Consider the following 26,027-nt stretch of genomic DNA (forward strand, 5'->3'; position numbering starts at 1 on the left):
GATGTCACAAATCGATGAACCGAATTGCAACACGTTCCGACCATGGTAGAGAAGAGAAAAAGACGGCCGGAAAAGGCCGTGGGGGAGTTTTGAAATGGGGACGGTCCTGGACTCAGTCGGCAAGCTGATTGCCGCGTACCTCTCGAAGGAGGTGCCGGGCTATGAGCCGTTCACGCCGAGCGACCCGGAGCATCTGCGCGGCGTCATCGAGCCCGGCGACGTGCTGCTGGTCGAGGGCAACAACCGCATCTCTGGCATCATCAAATATCTGACGCAGTCGACCTGGTCCCACGGCGCACTCTATGTCGGCCCGATCGAGGGTGCGGAAGAGCCCGACGGCGAGCCGCACGTGCTGATCGAGGCCAATATCGGCGAAGGCGTCACCTCCGCGCCGCTGTCGAAATATTTTCCCTATCACACCCGCGTCTGCCGCCCGGTCGGGCTGTCCTATGAGGACCGCACCACGGTCTGCCGCTATGCAATCAACCGCATCGGCTTCGGCTACGACACCAAGAACATCGTCGACCTGATGCGCTTTCTGTTTCCGCTGCCGATCCCGCAGCGCTGGCGGCGGCGCATGATCTCGATCGGCTCGGGCGATCCCACCAAGATCATCTGCTCGGCCCTGATCGCGCAAGCGTTCGACGCCGTGCGTTACCCGATCCTGCCCAAGATCACCAAGGCCGGCAGCCGTGCTGCCCGCCGCGAGATCCTGCACATCCGCGATTCCTCGCTCTACATGCCCCGCGACTTCGACATCTCGCCCTATTTCGAAGTCGTCAAACCCACCATCGTGCACGGCTTCGACTACACCGCCTTGCACTGGGCCGACAAGCAGAAGCCGCTCGAGGAGGTAGCCGGCACCTTCGGTGTGTTTCCAGAAACGTTCCGTGCGCCGCCGCTCGTTCCTGAAACGATTGACGAAGAGGCGCCGATTCCGGCTGAAGAAGTGAGCGCGCACCCAGCGGAGACGGTCGATCGCGTCACCGTCTCGGAGCGCTTCCGGCGGCTGAAGAAGCTGGCCATGGACCGCCCAAGGCGGCGCGGTCGGGCGCGCGAACGGGCGGCGTAGCCGTCGCTCCACTATCGTCATTGCGAGCGCAGCGAAGCAATCCAGGTCTCTGCCTGAGCAGTCTGGATTGCTTCGTCGCTACGCTCCTCACAATGACGGCGATCTACCGCTCCGCCCGCCCAATCACCGCCATCAGCTCCGCGATCTTCTCGCGCTGGTCCGCCTTGTCGCCGCTCGCGATCGCATGCTCGACGCAATGGGCGACGTGATCTTTCAGAACCTCTTCCTCGACCCGGCGCAGCGCGGCGCGCACCGCCGAGATCTGCGTGACGATGTCGATGCAATAGCGGTCTTCCTCGACCATTTTCGAGAGGCCGCGAACCTGCCCCTCGATCCGGCCGAGACGTTTTCCGACGGATGCCTTGATGTCCTTGCGCATGCGGACTATATACCCCCCTGGGGTATCACTTGCAAGGCCGGAGCGTGGCAATGAACGACGCCGAACACGAGCACCATCGCAAGCCGGAAACACATTCCGGCTGCGGCTGTTCCAGTAAGGCTGTCCCGGTCGAGAAGCCCGCGGCTGCCTCATGCTGCGGCGCGCACGGCTATCACGCGCATGACCACCGCGCCGCGGCAAAAGTCCGCGATCCCGTCTGCGGCATGACGGTCGATCCCGCGACGTCCAAGCACCGCTTCGATCATCACGGCGCGACCTTCCATTTCTGCTCGGCCGGCTGCCGCAGCAAATTCGCCGCCGACCCCGCAAAATATCTCGCCAAGGACAAGACACCCGAGCCCGAGATGCCCGCAGGCACGATCTACACCTGCCCGATGCATCCGCAGATCCGCCAGGCCGGACCCGGCACCTGCCCGATCTGCGGCATGGCGCTGGAGCCGGAAGTGGCGAGCCTGGAGACCGGTCCCAATCCCGAGCTTGCCGACATGACGCGGCGGTTCTGGATCGGCGGCGCGCTGGCGCTGCCGGCCGTCGTGCTGGAGATGGGCGGCCATCTCGCGGGCCCGCACAATTGGATCGATGCGACGCTGTCGAATCGGATCCAGCTCGTCTTTGCAACGCCAGTGGTGCTGTGGGCCGGCTGGCCGTTCTTCGTCCGCGGCTGGCAGTCGCTGCTGACGCGCAACCTCAACATGTTCACGCTGATCGCGATGGGCACGGGCGTCGCCTATGTCTACAGCCTGATCGGCACCATCACGCCGCAGATTTTCCCGGCCACCTTCCGCGGCCATGAAGGCGCGGTCGCGGTTTATTTCGAGGCCGCGGCGGTCATCACCGTGCTGGTGCTGCTCGGGCAGGTGCTGGAGCTGCGCGCACGCGACGCGACCTCAGGTGCGATCAAGGCGCTGCTGCAGCTCGCTCCGAAGACCGCGCGCCGCGTCGATGCCGACGGTAGCGAGCATGAGGTCGAAATCGACGCCCTTCATGCCGGTGACAGCCTGCGCGTGCGGCCGGGCGAAAAAGTGCCGGTCGACGGCGTCATTCTGGAAGGCCGCTCCTCGCTCGACGAGTCGCTGGTAACAGGCGAATCCATGCCGGTCACCAAGGAGACGGGCGCGAAGGTGATCGCCGGCACGCTCAACCAGTCCGGCAGCTTCATCATGCGCGCCGAGAAGGTCGGGCGTGAGACGCTGCTGTCGCAGATCGTGCAGATGGTCGCGGACGCGCAGCGCTCGCGCGCGCCGATCCAGCGTCTCGCCGACCAGGTCGCGGGCTGGTTCGTGCCGGCGGTGATCGCCGTTGCCGTCATCGCGTTCGCAGCCTGGGCCTGGTTCGGACCGGAGCCGCGGCTGGCCTTCGGCCTCGTCGCCGCCGTCAGCGTGCTGATCATCGCCTGCCCCTGCGCGCTTGGCCTGGCGACTCCGATGTCGATCATGGTCGGCGTCGGCCGCGGCGCGCAGGCAGGCGTGCTGATCAAGAACGCCGAGGCGTTGGAACGGATGGAGAAGATCGACACGCTGGTGGTCGACAAGACCGGCACGCTGACCGAGGGCAAGCCGAAGGTGGTCGCGATCGTGCCGGCGGCCGGCTTTGCGGAAGATGACATCCTCCGCTTGGCCGCCAGCGTGGAGCGCGCCAGCGAGCATCCTCTGGCCGACGCGATCATGCGCGCGGCGAAGGAGAAGCAGCTCGCGCTGGGCCAGGTCGAGCAATTCGATTCGCCGACAGGCAAGGGCGCCACCGGCAAGGTCGACGCCAAAACCATCGTGCTCGGCAATGCCAAATATCTGATGTCGATCGGCATCGACACCAAAACGCTCGATGGCGAGGCCGAACGGCTGCGCGGCGATGGCGCGACCGTGATCAACATGGCCGTCGACGGCCGGCTCGCCGGCCTGTTCGCGATCGCCGATCCGGTCAAGGCTTCCACGCCGGAGGCGCTGAAGGCACTCGCGGCCGAAGGCATCAAGGTCATCATGCTGACCGGCGACAACCGCACGACGGCGGAGGCTGTCGCGCGCAGGCTCGGCATCGCCGATGTCGAGGCCGAGGTGCTGCCGGATCAGAAGAGCGCGGTGGTGACAAAGCTGCAGAAGGCCGGCCGCAGCGTCGCGATGGCTGGCGACGGCGTCAACGACGCGCCAGCGCTGGCCGCAGCCGAAGTCGGCATCGCCATGGGCACCGGCACGGACGTGGCGATGGAGAGCGCCGGCGTCACCTTGCTGAAGGGCGATCTGACCGGCATCGTGCGTGCGCGAAAATTGTCGCAGGCGACGATGAGCAACATCCGGCAAAACCTGTTCTTTGCCTTCATCTACAACGCCGCAGGCATTCCGATCGCGGCCGGAATCCTTTATCCAACGTTCGGCGTGCTGCTGTCGCCGATCATCGCCGCGGCCGCGATGGCGCTGTCCTCGGTCAGCGTCGTTGGAAACGCGCTGCGGCTACGGGCAACGCGGCTGTGAGCGAGCGCCTTCTCTCTCGCACCGTTCACGAAACGCGGTAAGATGCGCGTAGCCTGGACGAAGCGGAGCCGACGAAGGCACGCCAGCACGCGCACCGGCATGAGTAGATTTGCCGCGCAGGCGGTGCGTTCCCCTCTCCCCTTGTGAGAAAGGGTGGCTCGCCGCGAAGCGGCGAGACGGGTGAGGGGTATGTCTCCGCGACTACTTTCCTTCGAGCTTGCGGAGAGAGACCCCTCATCCGGCGCTTCGCGCCACCTTCTCCCGCAAGGGGGAGAAGGGAAGGGCGTTCCGCTTGCGGATTTAAGCCGCCTTCGCCGCGCTCCCACCCGGCAATCCCGCCCGAGCGAGGCCGCCGTAGAGCTGCTCGTTCGGCATCTCCTCGCGCAGGATCCTGCGCACCGTGATCAGCTTCTCCAAATCGATGCCGGTCGCAAAGCCCTTGCTCTCGCACAGGAACACGAGATCCTCGAACACGACATTGCCGGTCGCACCGGGGGCGAAGGGGCAGCCACCGAGGCCGCCGAGCGAGCCGTCGAGGATCCGCGCGCCTTCGTCGAGCGCCGCGGCCGCGTTCGCGATGCCCATGCCGCGGGTATCGTGTAGATGGATGCAGATCGGCTTCGACCCTGCGAGCTTCACCGCGGCGCGCGTCAGCTCCGCCACCTGCTTCGGCCCGGCATAGCCCACGGTGTCGGCGATGCCGACGAAATCGACACCGGCTTCGAGGCATTTGTCGACCAGCCGCAGCACTTCTGCAGGGTCGACCGCCCCGGTGATCGAGCAGCCCAGCGCCATCGAGATCGCCGCGTTGACGAGCGGCTTGTGGCTGGTGGCATCGCGCATCTCGCACAGGCGTTTCAGATTGGCGATGGCGGACTCGCGCGAGCGGTGCGCATTGGCCTGGCTGTGCTCTTCCGTCGCAGAGACCACGGAGGCGATTTCGCCGACGCCGGATTCCAGCGCCTCGTTCACGCCGCGTTCGTTGAGCGCAAGCGCGATGCCATGCGCGCCGGACAATGAAGCGACGGTCGCGACGACATCACGAACATCGACGAATTGCGGAAAAGTCTTCGCCGGCAGGAACGAGCCGACCTCGAAATGCCGCACGCCAGCGGCATATTCCTCGCGCACCCAGCGTTGCTTGGCGTCGGTGGACGGAATTTTCTTCACGAGCTGGAGCCCGTCGCGCAGGCCGACTTCGCGCAGGCTGACGCGTTCTGCGGGGTAAATCTCCTGAATCCGGCTCATCCGCGCCTCCCTGTTGTTTTTGACGTGACATCTTCATTTTCATTGTCGATCTCGGCGCGAACGGCCGCAGTGTCGGCGCCGAGCGGCGCGACCCTCAGGCCTTCGCCGATATGGCTGCCGTTCCATTCGATCGGCAGCGCCGGCACCCGGAACGGCTTGCCGTCGGCGGTGACATTGTTGACGAGCCCGCCCGGCCGCAGCACATGCGGATCGGTGAAGAGATCCTCGGGCCGGTTGATCGGCGAAAAGCAGATGTTGAGCGCATCGAGCCTCTCGGACAGTCTTGCCACGTCCCACTGCCTGATGATCCCGGCCGCGCGCGGAATGATCCGGCCACGCGCCAGGATGCGATCGGTCGTGGTGCGCAAGGCGGGATCATCGAGGAATTCAGTCAGGCCGAACTCGCGGCAAAAGCTCTGCCAATGGCCTTCGGTGACGACGCCGATGAAGATGCGCTCGCCGCCGGCGGTCTCGAAGATGTCATAGATTGGCCAGGCATGCTCGCGCTCCGGCATCGAGCGCGGCTTGTTCCCGGTCATCTCGTATTCGACCATGTGCTGGGCAACCAGAAACAGGCAGTTCTCGAACAGGCCGATGCGGATGTCGGCGCCGTCGCGTTTTCCTCCGCGCTTCTGATAGAGCGCCGCGAGGATCGCGATCACACCGAACATGCCGCCCATGATGTCGTTGGCGGACGAGCCGACGCGCTGGGGCTTTTCGCTGGTGCCGGTCATGGCGGCAAGGCCCGCCATCATCTGCACCACCTCGTCGAGCGCGGGGCGGTGCTCGTAGGGACCGGAGAGGAATCCCTTGTGGCCGGCAATGATCAGACCCGGATGCCGGCGGCGCAATTCGTCCGCGCCAAGCCCCTGCTTACCGAGCTGGCCGTCGCGAAAATTCTCAAGGAACACGTCGGCGGTCGCCAGCAGCCGGTGCATGGTGTCGCGATCCTCAGTCTTCTCGAAATCCAGCACCACGCTGCGCTTGCCGCGGTTGAACAATGGGAAAAAGGCGGTCCCCATGCCCCCCAAGCTCCGGGTCTTGTCGCCCGCAGGCGGCTCGACCTTGATCACGTCGGCTCCGAGCTGCGCCAGGATCATGCCGCAGGTCGGGCCCATGACCATGTGGGTCATCTCGACCACGCGCACGCCTGCAAGCGGCAATCCGTCCGCCGATTCTTCCATCGCCATATGCGCCTGTTCCTTTGCCGCGCTGGTTCCGCTTGTTGTCAAGCGGGTTGGTGGAGCAACGGTCTTGCCGAATTCATCGTGGCTTCGTTGATGCCAGCGGTCAATCCGGCCATAAGCGGTGCCGCCGATCTCCCTTGCCGAAGTGGCCCGGGGTGTCTACCTCTCGCGGGTGATTTCGTGAGAGGAACTCCCATGCTGGATGCCGCCGTCAAGGCGCTGTCACAAATGATCTCGCCGCCGATGCGCTCGATCCTGTGGCGGTCGATCGGCGTCGCACTGGTGCTGATCATCGTGCTGGCGATCGGCTTGCAGCGGCTGCTGAGCTGGTTTGCGACCTATGGCGAGGCGTGGCTGGAAGGCCTGCTCGGTCCGGGTTGGCACTCATCGCTCGAGGTGTTGTCCTGGATCATTTCGATCGCCGCGGGCCTCGGCGTCGTGTTCGGGGCTGTGTTCCTGATGCCCGCGATCACCTCCCTGGTTGCGAGCGTGTTCGTCGACGACGTCGCCGACATCGTCGAGCGCGAGCACTATCCGGCGGAGCGGCCGGGGATCGCGCTGCCGTTCAGCCAGGCGATCTACGAGGGCGTCAAGACCGCGCTGCTGACGATCCTGGTCTATCTGGTCGCATTACCGCTGGTGCTTTTCGCCGGCGCCGGTTTCCTGGTCTTCTTCCTCGCCACGGCCTGGCTGCTCGGCCGCGAATATTTCGAGCTCGCGGCGATGCGGTTTCGCTCGCCGGAGGAAGCCAAGGCGATGCGGCGCGACAACGCCGCCACCATCTTCACCGCGGGCCTGTTCATCGCAGCCTTCGTCTCGATCCCGATCGTCAATCTGGCGACGCCGATCTTCGCCATGGCCTTCATGGTTCACATGCACAAGCGGCTGTCAGGTCCGCGGCCCGAGCTGATCGAGCCGGCGCGGCAGATGCGGTAGGTCAAGCGGACTTGGCGGCGCGCTCGTACGACGCCCCCTCGTAGAGGCGCTCTGCGTCCCGCTTGTCTTGATTTTGCTCTCCGCCGCCGTAAGGTACGCAGCATGATTTTCATGTCCACATTCTTCCCGCTGATCTGAGCGACCAAGTCGTTCCGGCGTATCGCGCCAATCAGATCAAGACGGCTGCGCTGACGCGGTGGCCGAACGGAGAAATGTGCAATGCCCAAAACCGAGCGCATCGGCGTGACCTCTCATCGGGTCCTAAACTTCATCGACGACGGTTTCATCAAGATCGAGAACGCCTTCAGCACGCACCTTGCGGAACAATGCAGGGACGAATTGTGGGCGGATATTGGTCTATCGCCACACGAGCCCGAAAGCTGGACCCAGCCGGTCATTCGGGTGGGATCCAAGACCTCGCCACCATTCATTGAAGCCGACAACACGCCGATCCTGCACGAAGCCTATGACCAACTCGCGGGTGACCGCCGCTGGATCGCGCCCAATGCGCTCGGAACTTTTCCGGTCCGCTTTCCCTCACCGGAATCCCCTGGTGATGATGGCTGGCATGTGGACATGAGTTTCGGCTTCGATAATCCGGATTTCATGCAGTGGCGCGTCAATGTGAAGAGCAGCGGACGCGCATTGCTAATGCTCTTCCTGTTCTCGGGCGTAGGCCCTGAGGATGCGCCAACGAAGATACGGAAAGGTTCGCACGCCACCATCGCCCGGGAGCTGCTGCCCTATGGCGATGCAGGCGCAACGCTGGAGCAGATCTCTGCCAACGGTTACGCTTCTACGGAAGATTGCGACGTTGAACTGGCAATCGGTGCGGCAGGGACCGTTTATCTCTGCCATCCATTCCTGGTTCACGCCGCGCAACCTCACCGGGGGAAGCGCCCGCGTTTCATGGCACAGCCGCCGCTGCTGCCAACAGGCGAGTTCGACCCGGCGTTGCCACCCTCGCCGGTTCAGATCGCCATCCGTCGGGCTTGTGGTCTGACGTTATAGTCAGAGCCAACCCGGACCGTCGCTCGGCGCGTGGGTCGTCTGGATCCTGAACCTACGTCAGGGGCACTCCGCATCTGCGCAACAGCATCCTGGCGAAGCCGAACGGCGCCGGCGTGAACGGGCCGGGCGGGGCACGGGTGACTAGGGCGACGACGCCGAGCGCCGCCATCGCGACCCAGAAGCACAGCCAGAAGCCGTCGATATAGGCGAGCACATTGGCCTCGCGCTGGACGAGGCCGGCGAGCGTACCGACCGCGCGTGCCTGTGCCGAGCCGGCACCATGGGCCGCAAAATGGTCGGCGAGCTGTTTCAGCATGCGGACCACGTCGACGTCGCCGACACCGAGATTCTGGCCGAGATAGAAGGAATGGATCTGCTCGCGGACGCGCAGCCACGTCCCCATCAACGCGACGCCGATCTCGGCGCCACCGAGCCGCATGATCTGGATATAGGCGGCAAACGAGGTCGCACGGCTCGGATCGGAGTTGGACAGCAGCGTGATGATCAGCGGCAGCAAGGTCAGCGACTGCCCGATCGCCTGGAGCAGCACGATGCCCGCGAAATCCTCGCGCGCCCAATCATGGCTGAGCTGCGTGCCCCAGAGATTGGCGGCGGCGAAACAGGCAAATCCCACGACCACCACCGTGCGCGTATCGAAATGCCGCAGCAGCCAGATCGAGAGCGGCACCAGCACGAACATTGGCAAGGCGCCATAGGTGAGCAGCAGCAAGCCACTCTGCTCCGGCCTGAGCAGGGCGATGGTGGCGAGGAAATTCGGCACCAGCGACGCGTTGGAGAGGCTGGTCAGCGTGTAGAGCAGGATCAGGACCAGCCCCAGGCCGATATTGCGCGAGAACAAGACGTTCACATGCGCCCAGGGCTGCCGCACCAGGGACTCGTTGACGAGGAAGCCCGCGACCAGCACCGCGCCGGCAATGATCAACGCCATCACAGTCCCCGACCCCAGCCAGTCCAGACGGTTGCCCTGGTCGAGCCCGGCATAGATCATCGAGACGCCGGCGCCGAGCAGCAGCATGCCGCCCCAATCGGCGTCGCGCAGCAAAGCGCGATTCACCGGCTCGTTCGGCGTGCCCCAATAGACCATCAGGCCCATCAGCGGCGCGATCAGGACGCTCTGCCAGTACAGCCATTGCCAGCCGAGATGGTCGACATAGAAGCCGACCAGCGAGCTCGATGTATCGAGCGCGAAGCCGACGCGGATCGAATAGATCGAGATCGCCGGAAGCCACCAGCGGATCGGTAAATTGCGGAACACGATCATCAGCGTCGCCGGCACGAAGGTGCCGAGCAGGAGGCCATGCACGACGCTGAGCGCGAGCAATGTCGGATAGTCGTGCACGAACGGGATGATCAGCGAGACCGCGGCATAGACGAGGCTGGGGATACCCAGCACGCGACGCAGGCCGAATACGGTGGCAAGCCAGGCCACCGCGGGCGCGATGAAGATCTGCGAGCCGATGCCCGCCGTGGAGAGCCATGCGCCTTCGTCGAACGAGAGCGAGAACGCGCCGCGCAGGTCCGGCAGGCCAATCGTGGTCAGCCGGCTGTCAAAATTGGCGAGGAACGAGCCGAGCAGCACCGCCGCCACCGCAAACAGCGGCTGCGGGGCGACGCCGCCGCGCGAGAGCGGTCCGCGACTGGAATCGTCATTTTCCGCCATTGCCGGCCTTGGTGTCGATGCTGGTGACGACCGACATGCCCGGCACCAGCCGCGCCAGCAGCGGCTGGTTGTCGTCGAACTGGATGCGCACGGGAATGCGCTGCACGACTTTGGTGAAGTTGCCGGTTGCGTTGTCCGGTGGCAGCAGCGCGACCTGCGCGCCGGTCGCGGGCGCAATGCGCTCGACCCGGCCGCGCAGCTTCTCGCGCGGGAAACTGTCGACGGTGATCTCGACCGGCTGACCCGGTGCGACGTGGGTAAGCTGGGTCTCCTTGTAATTCGCGATCACATAGACCTTCGGCAACGGCACGACGTTGATGAGGTTGGTGCCGATGTTGACGTAGTCGCCGGGCTGGACCTGTCGCTCGCCGACGACGCCATCGAACGGCGCGGATATCTTGGTGTAGCCGAGCTTTAGCTTCGCGCTCGCCAGCGTCGCCTTGGTCGCTTCGAGATCGGCCGCGCGCTGCTTCCTGGTGCCTTGCAGGACTTCGAGCTGATGCTGCTGGGCCGCGATCACGGCGCGGCTCGCGCGCACGTCGGCCTGCGCCTTGGCATAGCCTGCGACCGCCTGTTCGAAGCGCTGCCGCGTACCGGATTCGGTCTGCGACAGCGACTGCTGACGCTCCTGCTCCTGCCGCGCCTCGACCTCCACGGCTTCGGCCGAGAGCCGCGCGGCTTGCGCCTGCGCAATCGTCGCATATTGCAGCTCGATCTGGTTCGCCAGATTGTCGAGCACGGCCTGCGCAGCGGCGACCGCCGCTTCGGCCTGCGCGACTTGCGTCTCATAGTCGGCAGGATCGATCTGGATCAGGAGATCGCCGGCCTTGACGCGCTGGAAGTCGGTGACCCCGACGGTCAGCACTTCGCCGGAGACGCGACTGGCGAGCCGCGTCAGCTCGGCGCGCACATAGGCGTCGTTGGTGGTCTGGACCACCGAATTGCCGACCCATTCGTCGAAGCGCTGCGTTGCAAGCGCGACGAAGCCGAGCGCGACGATCACCGCGAACAGCGGAATCGCGAGCCGGCTCCAGAGCGAACTCGCCGGTGGCTGCGTTGGCTTCGGTGGCGGCGGCGGTGTAGCAGGAGGTGGCGATGGCGAGATTTGTTCCTGCTGACTCACGCTAGACTCCAAACCACTTTCCCGAACGCTATTTTCAGACCGTCTTTTCCGGCCACCGGCAGAGATCGTTGATCAGGCAAACCTCGCAGCGCGGCTTGCGCGCGAGGCAAGTATAGCGGCCATGCAGGATCAGCCAATGATGGGCATGCAGCATGAACTCGGCCGGGATCACCTTTTCGAGACCGAGCTCGACCTCCAGCGGCGTCTTGCCGGGCGCAAGTCCGGTCCGGTTGCCGACGCGGAAGACATGCGTATCGACCGCCATGGTGTGCTCGCCGAAGGCCATGTTGAGCACGACATTGGCGGTCTTGCGCCCGGCGCCGGGCAACGACTCGATCCCGACGCGCGTGCGCGGCACCTCGCCGCCGAACTCGCTGAGCAGCTTCGCCGACAGCGCGATGACGTTTCTGGCCTTGGTGCGATAGAGCCCGATGGTCTTGATGTACTCGCGCAGGCGTTCCTCGCCGAGGTCAAGCATCTTCTGGGGCGTGTCGGCGACCGCAAACAGCGCGCGCGTCGCCTTGTTGACGCCGGCGTCAGTCGCCTGTGCCGACAGCACCACGGCAACCAGCAGCGTGAACGGATTGACGTGCTCGAGCTCCCCCTTTGGCTCCGGGTTAGCCTTGCGGAAACGGCTGAAGGCCTCGCGGACTTCGGGCGGCGTCCAGGGTTTCATGGCTTTGAGAGATTTCTTGCCGGGGGCCTTGGGCTTCGCGGCGGCCACCTTCGCCTTTTTCTTCGGCACGGACGTTTTGCGGGGGGCCGGCGTGCGGGTGATTTTCGCCATGATCGGGATATACTGAGGGACGATGAGCACAGGCAATGAAATTGAGCGCGAACGATCTGCAAGCGAGGCTGAGCCTCAGATCTTTTCCGCGCGCCTGACGCCGCACCGCTCGCTGAACCGCACCGGCTTCCTCGCCGTGATGCTGTTCCTGAGCGCCGTCAGCTTCGTCACCGGCCTCGTCTTCCTGATGATGGGCGCCTGGCCGGTGTTCGGCTTTTTCGGCCTCGACGTGCTGGTGATCTGGTGGGCTTTCAAGGCCAATTTCCGTGCGGCGCGGGCCAGCGAGGAGATCGTGGTCACGCCATCTGAATTGCGCGTGCGGCGCGTCAGCCAGCATGGCCAGGTCGTCGAATGGACCTTCAATCCGCTCTGGGTTCGACTCGACATGGAAATCGACGAGGATTTTGGCATCGAGCACCTCTATCTGATCTCGCGAGGTCACCAGATCCAGATCGCCCGCTTCCTGGGGCCGGACGAAAAGGCAAGTTTCTACAAGGGTTTGGTTGAGGCCTTAAATGCCGCCAGGCGCGGTCCGACCTACAATCCGGTGACCTGATTTGCGGATCGGAAATCGGGTGGTTTCGTACCCCGCCCCCTCCTACATTTCCAGGCATGATGACACTCGCGATACATGACCAGCGCCTGGCCGGGCCGGGCTCCCAGAACGCCGCGATGCGCGACTATGATTCCGTGCGCCGGGCGATCGCCTTCATCTCCGAAAAATGGCGCACGCAGCCGACCATCGAGGCGATGGCGGATGCGGCCGGCGTCACCCCGGACGAGCTGCACCATCTGTTCCGCCGCTGGGCCTCGATCACGCCGAAGGCTTTTATGCAGGCGCTCACGCTCGATCACGCCAAGGGCTTGCTCAGGGATTCGGCGAGTATCCTCGACGCCGCGCTTGACTCCGGTTTGTCGGGTCCGGGCCGGCTGCACGATCTCTTCGTCACCCATGAGGCGATGTCGCCGGGCGAATGGAAGAACGGCGGCGCCGGCCTCACCTTGCGCTACGGCTTCCATCACTCACCGTTCGGCACCGCGATCGTGATCGCGACCGATCGCGGATTGTCGGGACTCGCTTTCGCCGATCCCGGTGAGGAACAGGTGGCGCTTGCCGATATGACGCGGCGATGGCGGAACGCAACTTACGTCGAGGATCACGAAGGTACCGCACCATTGGCGCAGCGCATCTTCGACACAAAACTCTGGCGGCCGGACCAGCCGCTGCGCGTGGTGATGATCGGTACCGATTTCGAGGTGCGGGTGTGGGAGACCTTGCTGAAGATCCCGATGGGCCGCGCGGTGTCCTATTCGGACATCGCCTGCAACATCAACAGCCCGAAAGCGTCACGCGCCGTCGGCGCCGCCGTCGGCAAGAACCCGGTGTCCTTCGTCGTGCCCTGCCACCGCGCGCTCGGCAAGAGCGGCACGCTCACCGGCTACCACTGGGGCATCACTCGCAAGCAGGCGATGCTGGGCTGGGAAGCCGGGCAGCTGGGGCTGCAGTAAGAGTTGCCACGCGTAAACTGCCCCACTTAGTCGTCCTGGCGAAAGCCAGGACGACACCGAGTGCTTGGCGGGACTCAGTCGCGCGCGAACGTCTTTATCCCGCCAGATCCAGCTTCGATGCCACCGTCGAATCCGCATTGAGCCGGTAGATGATCGGCACGCCGGTGGCGAGCTCGCGCTTCAAAATGCCTTCGGGCGAGAGCTTTTCCAGCACCATGATCAGCGCGCGCAGCGAATTGCCGTGAGCCGCGACCAATGTGCGCTTGCCGTTGAGCACGCCGGGCAGGATCTCCTGCACGTAATACGGCAGCGCGCGCGCCAGCGTGTCCTTCAGGCTTTCGCCACCGGGCGGCGGCACGTCGTAGGAGCGGCGCCAGATCAGCACCTGGTCCTCGCCCCATTTCTTGCGGGCGTCATCCTTGTTGAGACCGGAGAGATCGCCATAGTCGCGCTCGTTCAGCGCGAGGTTCTTCGTCGTCGACAGGCCCTTCTGGTCGAGCTCGCCGAGAATGAGATCGAGCGTGTGCTGTGCGCGCGTCAAGACCGAGGTGTATGCAACGTCGAACACGAGACCCTGCGCCTTCAGCTTGCGGCCGGCTTCCGAGGCTTCCTTGACGCCGAGCTCGGTGAGATCAGGATCCTTCCAGCCCGTGAAGAGGTTCTTCAGATTCCATTCGCTCTGGCCGTGCCGCACCAGCACGAGAAGACGTTCGCTCATCGACTGCTTTTCCGTTTCGTTCGTTGTTTAAGCATGATCTTGTCGGAAAACCGCTTCACACTTTTCCGGATCATGCTTCGTTCAGATGTCGGACAGGCCGAGTACGTCGGCCATGGAGTAGTGCCCCGGCTTCTTGCCATGCGCCCAGAGCGCGGCTTTCAGCGCGCCGTGGGCGAACAGCATGCGATCCTCCGCGTGATGCGACAGCGTCAGGCGCTCGAACGCGCCGAGGAAGCTCACGCTGTGATCGCCGGCCGCGGTGCCGCCGCGCAACGACGCAAAGCCGATGTCGCCGGGCTTGCGTGCGCCGGTGATGCCGTCGCGGCCGCGGTCTGCATGCTCGTCGAGCGCGATGCCGCGGCCGCTAGCTGCGGCCTGGCCCAGCATCAGTGCCGTGCCCGAGGGCGCGTCGATCTTCATGCGGTGATGGGTCTCGACGATCTCGATGTCGAAGCTCTCGTCGAGCGCCTTGGCGACTCGCTTGACCACAGCGGCAAGCAGATTGACACCCAGGCTCATATTGCCGGACTGCACCACGACGGCGCGGTTGGTGACGCTCTTGATCACGGCGTTGTCGGAGCCCGACAGGCCGGTCGTTCCGACCACGTGCACGAGGCCGCGCTCGGCGGCGATCGCGACATTGGCGAGGGTCGCCGCGGGCACGGTGAAATCCAGAATGCCGTCGGCGTCCTTCGACATCGCCCAGAGATCGCCGGAGAGTTTGATGCCATTGGCCGGCAGACCTGCCAGCACGCCGGCATCCTTGCCGAGCAGCTCCGAGCCCGGCGCCTCCAGCGCGCCGGCCAGCACCGCGCCTTTGGTCTCGGCAATCGCCCGCGTCAGCGCCCGGCCCATCCGGCCGCCGGCTCCAGCAACGATCAAGCGCATATCGGACATGGTGCGATCCTCTCACGGCCGTTGTAGCGGGGGGATGCAGTTCCGGCAACCGAGGGGGATTAGGGGCAGGTCGCCTGCGGCCATCCTTCGAGACGCCCGCCTGTGGCGGCCCTCAGGATGAGGTCGCGTCTTGCGGCAAGATATCAGACCCTCATGGTGAGGAGCCCGCAAGGCGGGCGTTCCGGACGATGCTCTGCATCGCCGGGCGAACCATGCAGGCCGAGCATTTCGGCAAGAGTAATAAGAGGAGTTCGCGCCTCAGCCGTCTGACGGTTGCGGGCCGTCATAGCCCTCGATGACGATGAGGTCGGCGACGGAGTGCGGCTGGCGCACCTTGATGTTGGCCTGGTATTCCGGCGAGTTGTAGCAGGCGATCGCGGTCTCGTAGTCCGGGAATTCGATCACGACATTGCGGGTGCGGCTGGCGCCTTCGACGGTGGTGAACTTGCCGGCGCGGACGACGAAGCGGCCACCCCATTTCTTGAAGATCGGACCATTGGCGACGGCATAGGGCTTGTAGCCCTCGTCACTGCTCACGTCGACGCGTCCGATCCAGTAGCCTTTTGCCATTGTTCTTCTCCCTGTGTTGGTAGTTAGCCGAGCGCTTGCGCGATCTCGGCCTGGATGGCCTCGGCGATCGCCCTGGAGTCCGTGGCTTCCACCACCGGCCGCCCGACCACGAGATAATCCGCGCCGGCCGCAATCGCGCGGCCCGGCGTCATGATGCGTTTCTGGTCGCCGCTCGCGGCGCCCGCCGGCCGGATGCCGGGGGTGACGAGGCTCATCTGGTGGCCGACGATCTTGCGCAAGGCTCCGACTTCCTCGGGCGACGATACCAGCCCGTCGATGCCGAGCACCTGCGCCTGCTGCGCGCGCGCTTCGACGAGCTCGGAGACGCCGAGCCGGAAGCCTGCCGCGTGCAGATCGTCCTCGTTGTAGGACGTCAGAACAGTGACGGCGAGGATCTTCAGGTTCGAGCTGCCGCGACCCTCGACGGCACCCTTCATGGTCTGCGGATAAGCGTGCACGGTGAGGAAGGTCGCGCCGAGCCTTGTGATGCTGTCGACGCCCTGCGCCACGGTGTTGCCGATGTCGTGCAGCTTGAGATCGAGAAAGACCTTCTTGCCCTGGTCGGCGAGCTTGCCGACCAGCGGCAAGCCGCCGGCATAAGCGAGCCGATAGCCGATCTTGTAGAAGGTGACGCTGTCGCCGAGCCGGTTGACCATAGCTTCCGCGGCATCAACGCTGGGCAGATCGAGCGCGACGATCAGGCGGTCTTTCGGGGCAATCTCGGCTGGCGTCATGTCACCTCACATCATGCGTTGGGAAACGTCGATCAACTGCCGCACCAGTTCCTTCAACGCGGCGATATCGCCCTCGTGCTTCAGCCTGTCCATATCGTCATAGGCCTGGTCGGCAAAGGCGAGCGTCAGCTGGCTGGCAATCACATTGGCGTGGCAGGAGGTCAGGATCAGCCGCAACGCCTGCAGCGCGCGAGCCGCGCCAAGCCGGCTCTGCGAGGCGCCGGCGAGCGCGAAGACGCGGTTGCGGAACACCTCGCCGCGCGGCTCGTGCAGCTCATGCACGCGGCTGACCCAGTCGATCGCGTTCTTCAGCAGCGGCGGCACCGAGGCGTTGTATTCGGGCGAGACGATCAACACGCCATGATGCGCGCCGATCATGCGCTTGAGATTGATCGCGTGCTTCGGCACACCGGATTTGGCCTGCAGGTCGCCGTCATAAATCGGCAGCGGAAAATCGGCGAGCGAGATCCGGGTGACGTCGACACCGGCCTGATCGAATGCATAGGCAGCGACCGCTGCCAGCTTCGCATTTTGCGAGCCGGTGCGCAGGGAGCCGGGAATGATCAGAATTTTCGGTGCGGACATCCGCTTCCATGCGTTCGGCGAAACGAGACCGCCACGCAAACAGGAATGCCGGCGGAATTAGTCCTTGCGATACACCCAGACGCGGGCCGGCGGAAGGTTCATCCAGATCCGTTCGGAGGCCTCTGTGGACACGCCGGGCAGCGATTTCGGAATCGGCGGCACCACCGCATAGGTGAACTGGACGAAGGGCGCACCGGGCGCCAGGGCCGTGAAGGCGTCGCGGATGAGCCGCAGCCGCGTCAGCATCGGTTTTGTGACCAGCGGCAGGCCGGAGACGACCGCGGAGGCCGGCGCGCTCAGCACGTTCCACAGGGTGTCGCGCAGACGATAGGCATCGCCCTGCACCACCTTGGCCTGCGGATAGCGGTCGCGCAGCAGGGCGCAGAAGCCCGGATTGTATTCGACGAGGACGAGACGTTTCTGATCGACGCCGCGCTCGACCAGGGCCGAGGTGATGGCGCCGGTGCCGGGCCCAAGCTCGACCACCGGTGCGTCCGAATTGACGTCGACGTAATGGGCCATGGTCCGGGCCAGCAGCTTGCCCGACGGCATCACCGCACCCATGTGCAGGGGCTTTTCGATCCATGACCGGAGAAAACGCACCTCGTCATCGAGACGGGGCTTCTTCAACGCACGCGCGGACGATGGCAATGGCATGTCGGGACCGGCCGGGACCGCGGGACCGCGGCGTGTCAGAAAATGGTCATAAAGACGTATAGGCCGAAAGCGGCACGGTCAAGACGCGTCAACTCGCCCGATTACCGAAGAAATCCTTGACCTTGGTGAAGAAACCCTCGGATTCCGGCTGGGTGTTGCCGGAGGAGAGTTTGTCGAACTCGGCCAGCAATTCCTGCTGCTTTTTGGTGAGATTTTGCGGGGTCTCGACCACGACCTGAACGTACATGTCGCCCATCTGGCGCGAGCGCAGCACCGGCATGCCTTTTGATGCGATGCGGAATCGACGGCTGGACTGGGTCCCCGCAGGGACCTTCACCTTGGTCTTGCCCTTCTCGATGGTCGGCACCTCGAACTCGCCGCCAAGCGCCGCCGTCACCATCGAGATCGGCACGCGGCAATGCAGATCGGCGCCGTCGCGCTGGAAGAACTGGTGCTGGGCCAGCGACAGGAAGATGTAGAGGTCGCCGGGCGGGCCGCCGCGGACCCCGGCCTCGCCCTCGCCGGCAAGCCTGATCCTGGTGCCGTCCTCGACTCCAGGGGGAATGTTGACCGACAGCGTCCGCTCGCGGGTGACGCGCCCCTGACCCGAGCAGGACGGGCAGGCGTCCTCGATCATCTGGCCGCGGCCCTGGCAGCCCGGACAGGTTCGCTCCAGCGTGAAGAAGCCCTGCGACTGCCGTACGCGTCCGGCGCCGCCGCAGGTCGAGCAGGTCTTCGGCTTGGTACCGGCCTTGGCTCCGATGCCCGAGCAGGCTTCGCAAGTGACCGAGACCGGGATCTCGATCTGCGCGGTCTTGCCGCCAAAAGCTTCCTCGAGCGTGATTTCCATGTTGTAGCGCAGGTCGGCGCCGCGCTCGCGGCCGCCACGGCCCCCGCGCTGTCCGGCCATGCCGAACAAATCTTCGAAAATGTCGGAAAAGGAGGAGGCGAAGCCCGCGCCGAAACCGGCGCCGCCACCGCCGCCCTGCTCGAAGGCGGCATGGCCGTAACGGTCATAGGCGGCGCGCTTGTCCTTGTCTTTCAGGACCTCGTAGGCCTCGTTGATTTCCTTGAACTTGACTTCGCTGGTGTTGTCCCCGGGATTACGGTCGGGGTGAAACTTCATCGCCAGCTTGCGGAACGACGATTTCAGCGCGGAATCGTCGGCATCGCGTTCGACTTCGAGGGTTTCGTAGTAGCAGCGCTTGGTGGACGTGGACATGATGAGCTCGGTCTATCCGATCGCGATTCAAGTCGGAGCGAAGCAACGTCGCCATGCAGCGATATAAGCACCCTTCCGCCTCGCGGCAGAGGATTGCACGGCAGTGTTCAGAATAACGGCTGGGAATTGATCGATCGTAACGGCCCCGATTTTATCAGTGCCGATTTTATCAGTGCCTTGGCTTGTCGAGCCCGACACGATGGCCTCCCCCGCGAGGGAGGAGGCCGTTGGCGTGTGGAGGGTCCAAGCCGTCCGCATCATCACCCTCGCGGGGTTCAGGCGGACTTCTTGTTGGTCTTGTCGTCGTCGACTTCGGTGAATTCCGCGTCGACGACGTCGTCCTTGGCCGCATCCTTCTTGGCGTCGGCCTCGGCCTGCTGCTTGTACATGGCCTCGCCGAGCTTCATCGAAGCCTGGGCCAGCGTTTGGGTCTTGGCCTTGATCGCTTCGGCATCGTCGCCCTTCAGCGCTTCCTTGAGGTCGCTGACGGCATCCTCGATGGCGCGGCGCTCGGTCTCGGCGACCTTCGAACCGTGCTCGGCCAGTGCCTTCTCAGTCGAATGCACCAGTCCATCCGCGTCGTTTTTGGCAGTCACGGCCTCGCGGCGCTTCTTGTCCGCCTCGGCATTGGCCTCGGCGTCCTTGACCATCTTCTCGATGTCGGCTTCCGACAGACCGCCGGAGGCCTGGATGCGGATCTGCTGCTCCTTGGACGTGGCCTTGTCCTTGGCCGAGACGTTGACGATACCGTTGGCGTCGATGTCGAAGGTCACCTCGATCTGCGGCATGCCGCGCGGGGCCGGCGGAATGCCCATCAGGTCGAACTGGCCGAGCATCTTGTTGTCGGCCGCCATTTCACGCTCGCCCTGGAAGACGCGGATGGTGACCGCGTTCTGGCTGTCCTCGGCGGTCGAGAACACCTGGCTCTTCTTGGTCGGGATCGTGGTGTTGCGGTCGATGATGCGGGTGAACACGCCGCCCAGAGTCTCGATGCCCAGCGACAGCGGGGTCACGTCGAGCAGCAGCACGTCCTTGACGTCGCCCTGAAGCACGCCGGCCTGGATCGCGGCGCCGATCGCCACGACTTCGTCTGGGTTGACGCCCTTGTGCGGCTCCTTGCCGAACAGCTGCTTCACGACTTCCTGGACCTTCGGCATGCGCGACATGCCGCCGACCAGCACCACTTCGCCGATCTCGGCGGCGGTGAGGCCGGCATCCTTCAGCGCCTTGCGGCAGGGCTCGACGGTCTTCTGAACGAGGTCATCGACCAGCGCCTCGAACTTGGCGCGGGTGAGCTTCATCGTCAGATGCTTCGGGCCGGTCTGGTCCGCGGTGATGAAGGGCAGGTTGATCTCGGTCTGCGTCGTCGACGACAGCTCGATCTTGGCCTTTTCGGCGGCTTCCTTTAGGCGCTGCAACGCGAGCTTGTCGTTGCGCAGGTTGATGCCCTGCTCCTTCTGGAATTCGTCGGCGAGATAGCCGACCAGGCGCATGTCGAAGTCTTCGCCGCCGAGGAAGGTGTCGCCGTTGGTCGACTTCACCTCGAACACGCCGTCGCCGATTTCGAGAATCGAGATATCGAACGTGCCGCCGCCGAGATCGTACACGGCGATCGTGCCGGCCTTGGTCTTGTCGAGGCCGTAGGCGAGCGCGGCCGCGGTCGGCTCGTTGATGATGCGCAGCACTTCAAGGCCCGCGATCTTGCCGGCGTCCTTGGTCGCCTGGCGCTGGGCGTCGTTGAAGTAGGCGGGCACGGTGATGACGGCCTGGTCGACCTTCTGGCCGAGATGGGCTTCCGCGGTCTCCTTCATCTTCTGCAGGATGAACGCCGAGACCTGCGAGGGCGAGTAGGTCTGGCCGTCGGCCTCGACCCAGGCGTCGCCGTTGGAAGCCTTCACGATCTTGTACGGAACGAGCTTCTTGTCCTTCTCGACCATCGGGTCGTCGTAGCGGCGGCCGATCAGGCGCTTCACTGCGAAGAACGTGCGCTCGGGATTGGTGACGGCCTGGCGCTTGGCCGGCTGGCCGACGAGGCGCTCACCGTCGTCCGTCACGGCGACGATCGAAGGCGTCGTGCGCATGCCTTCGGAATTCTCGATGACTTTGGCGTTCTTGCCATCCATTACGGCGACGCACGAATTCGTGGTGCCGAGGTCGATCCCGATGACCTTTCCCATGGTCCTGTATCCTTGTTTTTGCGGCAGGCTGGCTGGGCCCAGAAGGCACCCGAACCGAAACCCCCTAAGATCAAACATTCGCGATATTGCGATGGTTGGGGGTCATATAGGAGGGGGGGAGGTGCCTGCAAGGACCGAACGCAAGTTTCGGCCGTGAAAACATTGGGTTTTGGAAGAACATATCCGGGCTGCACCGCCCTTGCGGGTGAGGAATTATTAACAGGTCCGCGATTGGCCGGCATCCGCTACCGCATCCCGCCCCGCCCTGTTGCGGCCAGACCAAAACCGTTAAAAGGCGGGCAGCCGGCCGGGCTCGTCCTCGGGCTGCCTCGCGCGACAAAGCGGCCGGCTGGCCACCATCGAACGGCCTCAATGTGAACCAATCAGAGTGCCCATGAAGCTGATCCGCCCCCTCGCCGCGCTCGCCCTCCTCGTCGCCTCTACGCTTCCGGCTCTGGCCGCCGACGCCGTTTTCCCACCCGGCTTGCGCCTCGGCATGGTGCCATTGGTCGGCCTCAGCACGGCCAAGACCTTTCCCGGCTTCGAGAGCGAGGACGGCAACGTCAAGGTGCTGATCACGGAGCTGCCGCCGGCCGCCTATGGCGAGGTCGTGAGCGCCTTCAACTCCAACCCGGCCGGCACCAACGGCGTCAAGCAGGACAAGATCGAGACGCCCGCGGGCGTGGCCTATTTCACCACGGAGAGCGGCAAGGCGGGCGAGACGCCAGTGCGGCGCTATTCGATGATCGTGCCGGGCGCCGGCTTCTCCGGCTACGTCGCGGTGCAGATTCCGGAGAATGCGATCAAGATCTACACCGACGAGGCGGTGCGGCAGATGTTCGCGAGCGTCGTCACCCGGAAGCAGGTCTCGGCCGAAGAGCAAATCGCACTGATGCCGTTCAAGATCACCGATCTCGCCGACTTCAAGGACGTCCGCACGCTGGCGCCGGGCTCGAGTATCATCCTGGCCGACGGCGACGAGAGCTCCGGCTATGAATCGAAGCCGTTTATCATCCTCGGCGTGATTGGCGCCGCACCGCAAGCCGCCGACGACCGCGCCCGCTTCGCCCAAGAGGCGGCGCTCCAGATTCCCGGCGTGCGCGAGTCGCGCGTCACCATGTCCGAGCCGATCCGCATCAGCGGCCAGCAGGGTTTCGAGACCCGGATCGACGGCGTCAGCGGCAAGGACAAGACGCCGGTGACCGTGGTGCAGTGGATCCGCTTCAGCAGCGGCGGCGCCTCGCTGCGCATCATCGCCAGCGCCCCGCGCGAGCAATGGCCGGCCGCCTTCACCCGCTTCCGCGCGGTCCGCGACGGCATCCAGCCGAAGGGCTAGCAGCATCCGCAAGCGGGAGAGGTGCACCGAACCCGCGGCTCAAGCCCAACCACTCACCAAAGCCGGCTGCATTTTCGGGCTTCTGTTCGTATACGAACGGAACTAGGCTCCCCCTCCGTTGAGTTCATCCTGGAGGGAGGCGAATGATGCTGGATCGGCGACAAGTCTTGGCGGCGCTCGGGACGAGCGCGCTCGTGGCGCTCGCGCCAACCGCAATTCTGGCAGCGGCATCGATCAAGCCGGACGATGCATCCGCGCTGCTCGTGATCGACGTGCAGAATTGCTTCCTGCCCGGCGGCAGCCTCGCCGTGAAGGAAGGCGAGCAGGTGGTGCCCGTCATCAACAAGATCTCGAAAGCATTTTCGAACGTGGTGATGACGCAGGACTGGCACACGCAAGGCCATATTTCCTTCGCGTCAGTCCACGCCGGCAAGAAGCCGTTCGAGACCGTCGATCTTCCCTACGGCAAGCAGGTGCTGTGGCCCGACCATTGCGTGCAGGGCACCGACGGCGCCGCGCTGTCGAAAGACCTTGCGATCCCGCACGCCGAGCTCATCATCCGCAAGGGTTTTCACAAGGACGTCGACAGCTATTCGGCCTTCCTCGAAGCCGACGGCAAGACCTCGACCGGTCTCGCCGGCTATCTGAAGGCGCGCAAGATCAAGCGCGTCTTCGTCGCGGGGCTGGCGACGGATTTCTGCGTCGCCTGGACCGCGCTCGACGCGCGCAAGGCGGGCTTCGAGGTCTATGTGGTGGAAGACGCCTGCCGCGGCATCGACAATCAGGGTTCGCTGGCAAAAGCCTGGGCCGACATGGCAAAGGCCGGCGTGAAGCGGATTCAGTCCGCGGATATCGCGGCGAGCGCGTAGGCCCGGTCAAAAAACTGCAAGACCCTCAGCCTGAGGAGCGCGCTTCTTCGCGCGCGTCTCGAAGGATGAAGGCCGCGCTGCAGCAGCGCGGCCTGCATGGTTCGAGACGGCGCTGACGCGCCTCCTCGCCATGAGGATCGACTTAGTTGGCCGCGCCGTTCGGCTCGTTGCTGTTGGCAGCGGGCGCAGCCTTGGCGCCGCCCTTGGCGACACCGACCAAGGCGGGACGCAGCACGCGCTCGCCGATGGTGTAGCCGGCCTGCATGACCTGCACGACCGTGCCTGCGGGCACCGACGCATCGGGCACCTCGAACATCGCCTGCTGGAAGTTCGGGTCGAACTTCTGGCCCGAGGGGTCGAACTTCTTCACGCCGTGTTTTTCCAGCGCGCTGAGCAGCGAGCGCTCAGTCAGCTCGACGCCCTCGATCAGCGAGGCGAGGCCTGCATCGGCCGCCGCACGGGCTTCGGCCGGAACGGCATTGAGCGCGCGCTGCAGGTTGTCGGCGATGTCGAGCACGTCGCGGGCAAAGCCGGTGATGCCGTAGAGGCGGGCATCCGCGACCTCCTTGGTGGTCCGCTTGCGCAAATTCTCCATTTCGGCCAGCGTCCGCAGCATGCGGTCGCGCGCCTCGGCGACTTCCTTCTGCAGAAGCTCGACGGAGCCGGGCTCGGGATCGTCGGGCATGATGTAGGGTTTTGACACCACGGGCTCGCCGGCCGCAGCACTCGTGTCTTCGGGTTGCCGGTCTCGATCGGTCATCGGCTCTCTTTTCGCATTCGTCTCAGGGGGTTTCTGGCCCGGATATCGTGCTTCGGGCGGCGAAAATCAAGCGCCCGTGATCGGCCCGGCCGCCGGTCAGCCCCCCAAGAGCCGGCTGACGATGCGGGCAGCGTAGTCCACGGTGGGGATCACGCGGGCATAATTCAGCCGCGTCGGCCCGATCACGCCCAAAACGCCGACGATATGGCCGGCGGCGTCCCGATAGGGCGAGATGATGGTGGACGAACCCGACAGCGAGAACAGCTTGTTCTCACTGCCGATGAAGATCCGCACGCCTTCCGCGGTTTCGGCCCGGCCGAGCAGGTCGATCACGCCGCGCTTGGTCTCGAGATCGTCGAACAGCAGGCGAACGCGCTCGAGATCCTCCAGCGCATGCAAATCCTCGAGCAGATTGGCGTGGCCGCGGACGATGAGCTGACGATCCTCGTTCTCGCCGCCGGACCAGCTGGCGATGCCGGCCGAGATCACCTTGTGCGTCAGCTGATCGAGCTCGGTGCGCGCCTCTCCGAGCGCGGTCTCGAGCTCCAGCCGCGCCTCGGCCAGGGTCCGGCCCCGAATGCGGGCATTGAGGAAGTTGCCGGCTTCGGTCAACGCCGAGGATGGAACTCCCGGCGGCAGCGTCAACACGCGATTTTCGACCTGCCCGTCCTCGCCGACCAGGATCACCAATGCCTTTTCCGGTTCCAAGCGGACGAATTCGATATGTTTCAGCCGCGCATTGGATTTCGGCGTCAGCACGACGGCGGCGGCGCGGGTCAGGCCGGAGAGCCGCGTCAATGCCTCCTCGAGCGCAGCCTCCACCGATTGCGCGTGGCCGACGGAGGTCAACTGGCTCTGGATCGCCTGCCGTTCACTGTCATTGAGGTCGCCGACCTGCATCAGGGCATCGACGAAGAACCGCAGGCCAAGTTCCGTCGGCAATCGGCCGGCGGAGGTGTGCGGGGCGTAGATTAGGCCAAGCTGTTCCAGATCGGCCATGACGTTGCGGACCGAGGCCGGCGAAAGCGGCATGGCAATCAGGCGCGAAATATTGCGCGAGCCCACCGGCTCCCCGGTCGCGAGATAGCTTTCGACGATTTGACGAAAGATGTCGCGGGAACGCTCGTTGAGCTGGGCGAGGCCCGCGCGCGGCGCGATCAGATGGATCGGATCGTGATGGGCCACAGACGGTAACTCCTCTAAGACACAGGTAATTTGTCTATCCCGGATGCTTCTGACAAGCGTGGCGTTGGCGGATTGGAAATCGGGGGTGAAGAAGGCCTCGATCTTCCCCCTTGCCGCCCACCCTCACCCCCCCTACAAGCACCGCCAACAGCACTTTTTTGAGAGTTTTGGAGGATTTCCCATGCGGCCAAGCCGCCGTGCGCCCGACGAATTGCGCCCCGTGACGCTGGAGCGCGGCGTGGTCAAATATGCGGAAGGCTCGTGCCTGGTGAAATTCGGCGACACCCACGTGCTGGTCACCGCCACGCTGGAAGACCGCCTGCCGCCATGGCTGAAGGGCCAGGGCCGCGGCTGGGTCACCGCCGAATACGGCATGCTGCCGCGCGCGACCTCGGAACGCACCCGCCGCGAGGCCTCCGCCGGAAAGCAGAGCGGCCGCACCGTCGAAATCCAGCGCCTGATCGGCCGCTCGCTTCGCACCATCATCAATCTCGAAGCGCTCGGTGAGCGCCAGATCACGGTCGATTGCGACGTGCTCCAGGCCGACGGCGGCACCCGCACCGCCTCGATCACCGGTGCCTGGGTCGCGCTCGCCGATTGCGTCAGCTGGATGAAGGCGCGCAACATGGTCAAGGCCAATGTGTTGCGCGACAACGTCGCCGCGATCTCCTGCGGCATCTACAAGGGCACGCCCGTGCTCGACCTCGACTATGCCGAGGACTCCGAAGCCGACACCGACGCCAATTTCGTCATGACCGGCGATGGCCGCATCATCGAGGTCCAGGGCACCGCGGAACGCGAGCCATTCACGGAAGCCGAGTTCCTGGCGTTGATGGCGCTGGCGCGCAAGGGCGTCGCGCGTCTCGTGGACTTGCAGAAACTGGCGGTAGCGTAGTCA

General features: G+C 64.8%; 25 protein-coding genes. 9 read left to right on the forward strand and 16 right to left on the reverse strand.

Annotated features, from left to right (window positions below; genetic code table 11):
• The first annotated feature begins 94 nt into the window (after positions 1 to 94).
• Positions 95 to 1,072 (forward strand): YiiX/YebB-like N1pC/P60 family cysteine hydrolase, encoded by a 978-nt coding sequence (locus tag IVB19_RS36795; RefSeq protein WP_018459587.1) that lies wholly within the window; start codon positions 95 to 97, stop codon positions 1,070 to 1,072.
• A gap of 103 nt (positions 1,073 to 1,175) precedes the next feature.
• On the opposite strand, the gene IVB19_RS36800 is transcribed toward IVB19_RS36795, so the two are convergent.
• Positions 1,176 to 1,451 carry a metal-sensitive transcriptional regulator gene (locus IVB19_RS36800; protein ID WP_007598521.1) on the reverse strand — a complete coding sequence of 92 codons (276 nt, stop codon included), beginning with the start codon at positions 1,449 to 1,451 and terminating at the stop codon, positions 1,176 to 1,178.
• 50 nt (positions 1,452 to 1,501) lie between these two features.
• Between IVB19_RS36800 and IVB19_RS36805 the strand changes: the two genes are divergently transcribed.
• On the forward strand, positions 1,502 to 3,937 hold the full coding sequence (locus IVB19_RS36805; RefSeq protein ID WP_247295837.1) for a heavy metal translocating P-type ATPase: 2,436 nt from the start codon (positions 1,502 to 1,504) through the stop codon (positions 3,935 to 3,937).
• 300 nt (positions 3,938 to 4,237) lie between these two features.
• On the opposite strand, the gene IVB19_RS36810 is transcribed toward IVB19_RS36805, so the two are convergent.
• A complete protein-coding gene (locus IVB19_RS36810; RefSeq protein ID WP_018459589.1) occupies positions 4,238 to 5,185 on the reverse strand; it encodes a hydroxymethylglutaryl-CoA lyase in 948 nt (315 codons plus the stop codon).
• Positions 5,182 to 6,375: a CaiB/BaiF CoA transferase family protein gene (locus IVB19_RS36815; RefSeq protein WP_018459590.1), complete on the reverse strand. Its 1,194-nt coding sequence runs from the start codon at positions 6,373 to 6,375 to the stop codon at positions 5,182 to 5,184. The genes IVB19_RS36810 and IVB19_RS36815 overlap by 4 nt, the downstream gene beginning before the upstream one ends.
• Positions 6,376 to 6,567: 192 nt before the next feature.
• Between IVB19_RS36815 and IVB19_RS36820 the strand changes: the two genes are divergently transcribed.
• Positions 6,568 to 7,308 carry a sulfate transporter family protein gene (locus tag IVB19_RS36820; RefSeq protein WP_018459591.1) on the forward strand — a complete coding sequence of 247 codons (741 nt, stop codon included), beginning with the start codon at positions 6,568 to 6,570 and terminating at the stop codon, positions 7,306 to 7,308.
• Between the two features lie 219 nt (positions 7,309 to 7,527).
• Positions 7,528 to 8,319: a phytanoyl-CoA dioxygenase family protein gene (locus IVB19_RS36825; protein ID WP_247820849.1), complete on the forward strand. Its 792-nt coding sequence runs from the start codon at positions 7,528 to 7,530 to the stop codon at positions 8,317 to 8,319.
• 52 nt (positions 8,320 to 8,371) lie between these two features.
• Here the strand turns inward: IVB19_RS36825 and IVB19_RS36830 are convergent, their stop codons facing one another.
• From IVB19_RS36830 to nth, 3 genes are read right to left on the reverse strand one after another with little or no spacing between them, the layout of a single operon-like run.
• Positions 8,372 to 10,000, reverse strand: coding sequence for an MFS transporter (locus tag IVB19_RS36830; protein ID WP_018459593.1), 1,629 nt, complete (start codon positions 9,998 to 10,000; stop codon positions 8,372 to 8,374).
• Entirely contained in the window at positions 9,987 to 11,123 is a 1,137-nt protein-coding gene (locus IVB19_RS36835) for an HlyD family secretion protein (RefSeq protein WP_026233848.1), read from the reverse strand. The genes IVB19_RS36830 and IVB19_RS36835 overlap by 14 nt, the downstream gene beginning before the upstream one ends.
• Positions 11,124 to 11,157: 34 nt before the next feature.
• The gene (nth, locus tag IVB19_RS36840) at positions 11,158 to 11,910 is read right to left on the reverse strand and encodes an endonuclease III (protein ID WP_026233849.1); all 753 of its coding nucleotides are present in this window, start codon (positions 11,908 to 11,910) and stop codon (positions 11,158 to 11,160) included.
• A 22-nt stretch (positions 11,911 to 11,932) separates the two neighbouring features.
• Between nth and IVB19_RS36845 the strand changes: the two genes are divergently transcribed.
• Together IVB19_RS36845 and IVB19_RS36850 are read left to right on the forward strand one after the other, a co-directional pair.
• Positions 11,933 to 12,466, forward strand: coding sequence for a DUF2244 domain-containing protein (locus IVB19_RS36845; protein ID WP_018459597.1), 534 nt, complete (start codon positions 11,933 to 11,935; stop codon positions 12,464 to 12,466).
• 56 nt (positions 12,467 to 12,522) lie between these two features.
• Positions 12,523 to 13,419, forward strand: a complete 897-nt coding sequence (locus IVB19_RS36850) for a methylated-DNA--[protein]-cysteine S-methyltransferase (protein WP_018459598.1) — start codon at positions 12,523 to 12,525, stop codon at positions 13,417 to 13,419.
• 94 nt (positions 13,420 to 13,513) lie between these two features.
• Here IVB19_RS36850 and IVB19_RS36855 read toward each other — a convergent pair whose 3' ends face one another.
• From IVB19_RS36855 to dnaK, 8 genes are all read right to left on the reverse strand, one after another.
• A complete protein-coding gene (locus IVB19_RS36855; RefSeq protein ID WP_018459599.1) occupies positions 13,514 to 14,137 on the reverse strand; it encodes a 2,3-bisphosphoglycerate-dependent phosphoglycerate mutase in 624 nt (207 codons plus the stop codon).
• Positions 14,138 to 14,218: 81 nt separating this feature from the next.
• On the reverse strand, positions 14,219 to 15,034 hold the full coding sequence (dapB, locus tag IVB19_RS36860; protein WP_018459600.1) for a 4-hydroxy-tetrahydrodipicolinate reductase: 816 nt from the start codon (positions 15,032 to 15,034) through the stop codon (positions 14,219 to 14,221).
• A 258-nt stretch (positions 15,035 to 15,292) separates the two neighbouring features.
• Positions 15,293 to 15,604, reverse strand: coding sequence for a DUF1330 domain-containing protein (locus tag IVB19_RS36865; protein WP_018459601.1), 312 nt, complete (start codon positions 15,602 to 15,604; stop codon positions 15,293 to 15,295).
• A gap of 23 nt (positions 15,605 to 15,627) precedes the next feature.
• Positions 15,628 to 16,338 carry an orotidine-5'-phosphate decarboxylase gene (pyrF, locus tag IVB19_RS36870; protein ID WP_018459602.1) on the reverse strand — a complete coding sequence of 237 codons (711 nt, stop codon included), beginning with the start codon at positions 16,336 to 16,338 and terminating at the stop codon, positions 15,628 to 15,630.
• 6 nt (positions 16,339 to 16,344) lie between these two features.
• Complete coding sequence (locus tag IVB19_RS36875) at positions 16,345 to 16,923, reverse strand: NADPH-dependent FMN reductase (RefSeq protein ID WP_026233850.1); 579 nt, start codon at positions 16,921 to 16,923, stop codon at positions 16,345 to 16,347.
• 57 nt (positions 16,924 to 16,980) lie between these two features.
• On the reverse strand, positions 16,981 to 17,580 hold the full coding sequence (locus tag IVB19_RS36880) for a class I SAM-dependent methyltransferase (RefSeq protein WP_007598495.1): 600 nt from the start codon (positions 17,578 to 17,580) through the stop codon (positions 16,981 to 16,983).
• Positions 17,581 to 17,668: 88 nt separating this feature from the next.
• Entirely contained in the window at positions 17,669 to 18,802 is a 1,134-nt protein-coding gene (gene dnaJ / locus IVB19_RS36885; protein ID WP_018459605.1) for a molecular chaperone DnaJ, read from the reverse strand.
• Positions 18,803 to 19,077: 275 nt separating this feature from the next.
• Positions 19,078 to 20,979 (reverse strand): molecular chaperone DnaK, encoded by a 1,902-nt coding sequence (gene dnaK / locus IVB19_RS36890; protein WP_007598490.1) that lies wholly within the window; start codon positions 20,977 to 20,979, stop codon positions 19,078 to 19,080.
• Between the two features lie 394 nt (positions 20,980 to 21,373).
• On the opposite strand from dnaK, the gene IVB19_RS36895 reads away from it, so the two are divergent.
• Positions 21,374 to 22,315 (forward strand): hypothetical protein, encoded by a 942-nt coding sequence (locus IVB19_RS36895; RefSeq protein WP_247820850.1) that lies wholly within the window; start codon positions 21,374 to 21,376, stop codon positions 22,313 to 22,315.
• Positions 22,316 to 22,461: 146 nt separating this feature from the next.
• Positions 22,462 to 23,184 (forward strand): bifunctional nicotinamidase/pyrazinamidase, encoded by a 723-nt coding sequence (pncA, locus tag IVB19_RS36900; RefSeq protein ID WP_026233851.1) that lies wholly within the window; start codon positions 22,462 to 22,464, stop codon positions 23,182 to 23,184.
• Between the two features lie 142 nt (positions 23,185 to 23,326).
• On the opposite strand, the gene grpE is transcribed toward pncA, so the two are convergent.
• Positions 23,327 to 23,944 carry a nucleotide exchange factor GrpE gene (grpE, locus tag IVB19_RS36905; protein WP_247820851.1) on the reverse strand — a complete coding sequence of 206 codons (618 nt, stop codon included), beginning with the start codon at positions 23,942 to 23,944 and terminating at the stop codon, positions 23,327 to 23,329.
• Positions 23,945 to 24,040: 96 nt separating this feature from the next.
• Positions 24,041 to 25,129 carry a heat-inducible transcriptional repressor HrcA gene (gene hrcA, locus IVB19_RS36910; RefSeq protein ID WP_007598483.1) on the reverse strand — a complete coding sequence of 363 codons (1,089 nt, stop codon included), beginning with the start codon at positions 25,127 to 25,129 and terminating at the stop codon, positions 24,041 to 24,043.
• Positions 25,130 to 25,310: 181 nt separating this feature from the next.
• Here hrcA and rph point away from each other — a divergent pair, with 181 nt between their 5' ends.
• Positions 25,311 to 26,024 carry a ribonuclease PH gene (gene rph / locus IVB19_RS36915; protein WP_007598482.1) on the forward strand — a complete coding sequence of 238 codons (714 nt, stop codon included), beginning with the start codon at positions 25,311 to 25,313 and terminating at the stop codon, positions 26,022 to 26,024.
• Positions 26,025 to 26,027: the final 3 nt, after the last annotated feature.

Origin of the sequence: Bradyrhizobium sp. 187 (assembly GCF_023101005.1) — a bacterium.
In the GTDB taxonomy this organism is placed as follows: Bacteria; Pseudomonadota; Alphaproteobacteria; order Rhizobiales; family Xanthobacteraceae; genus Bradyrhizobium; species Bradyrhizobium canariense_D.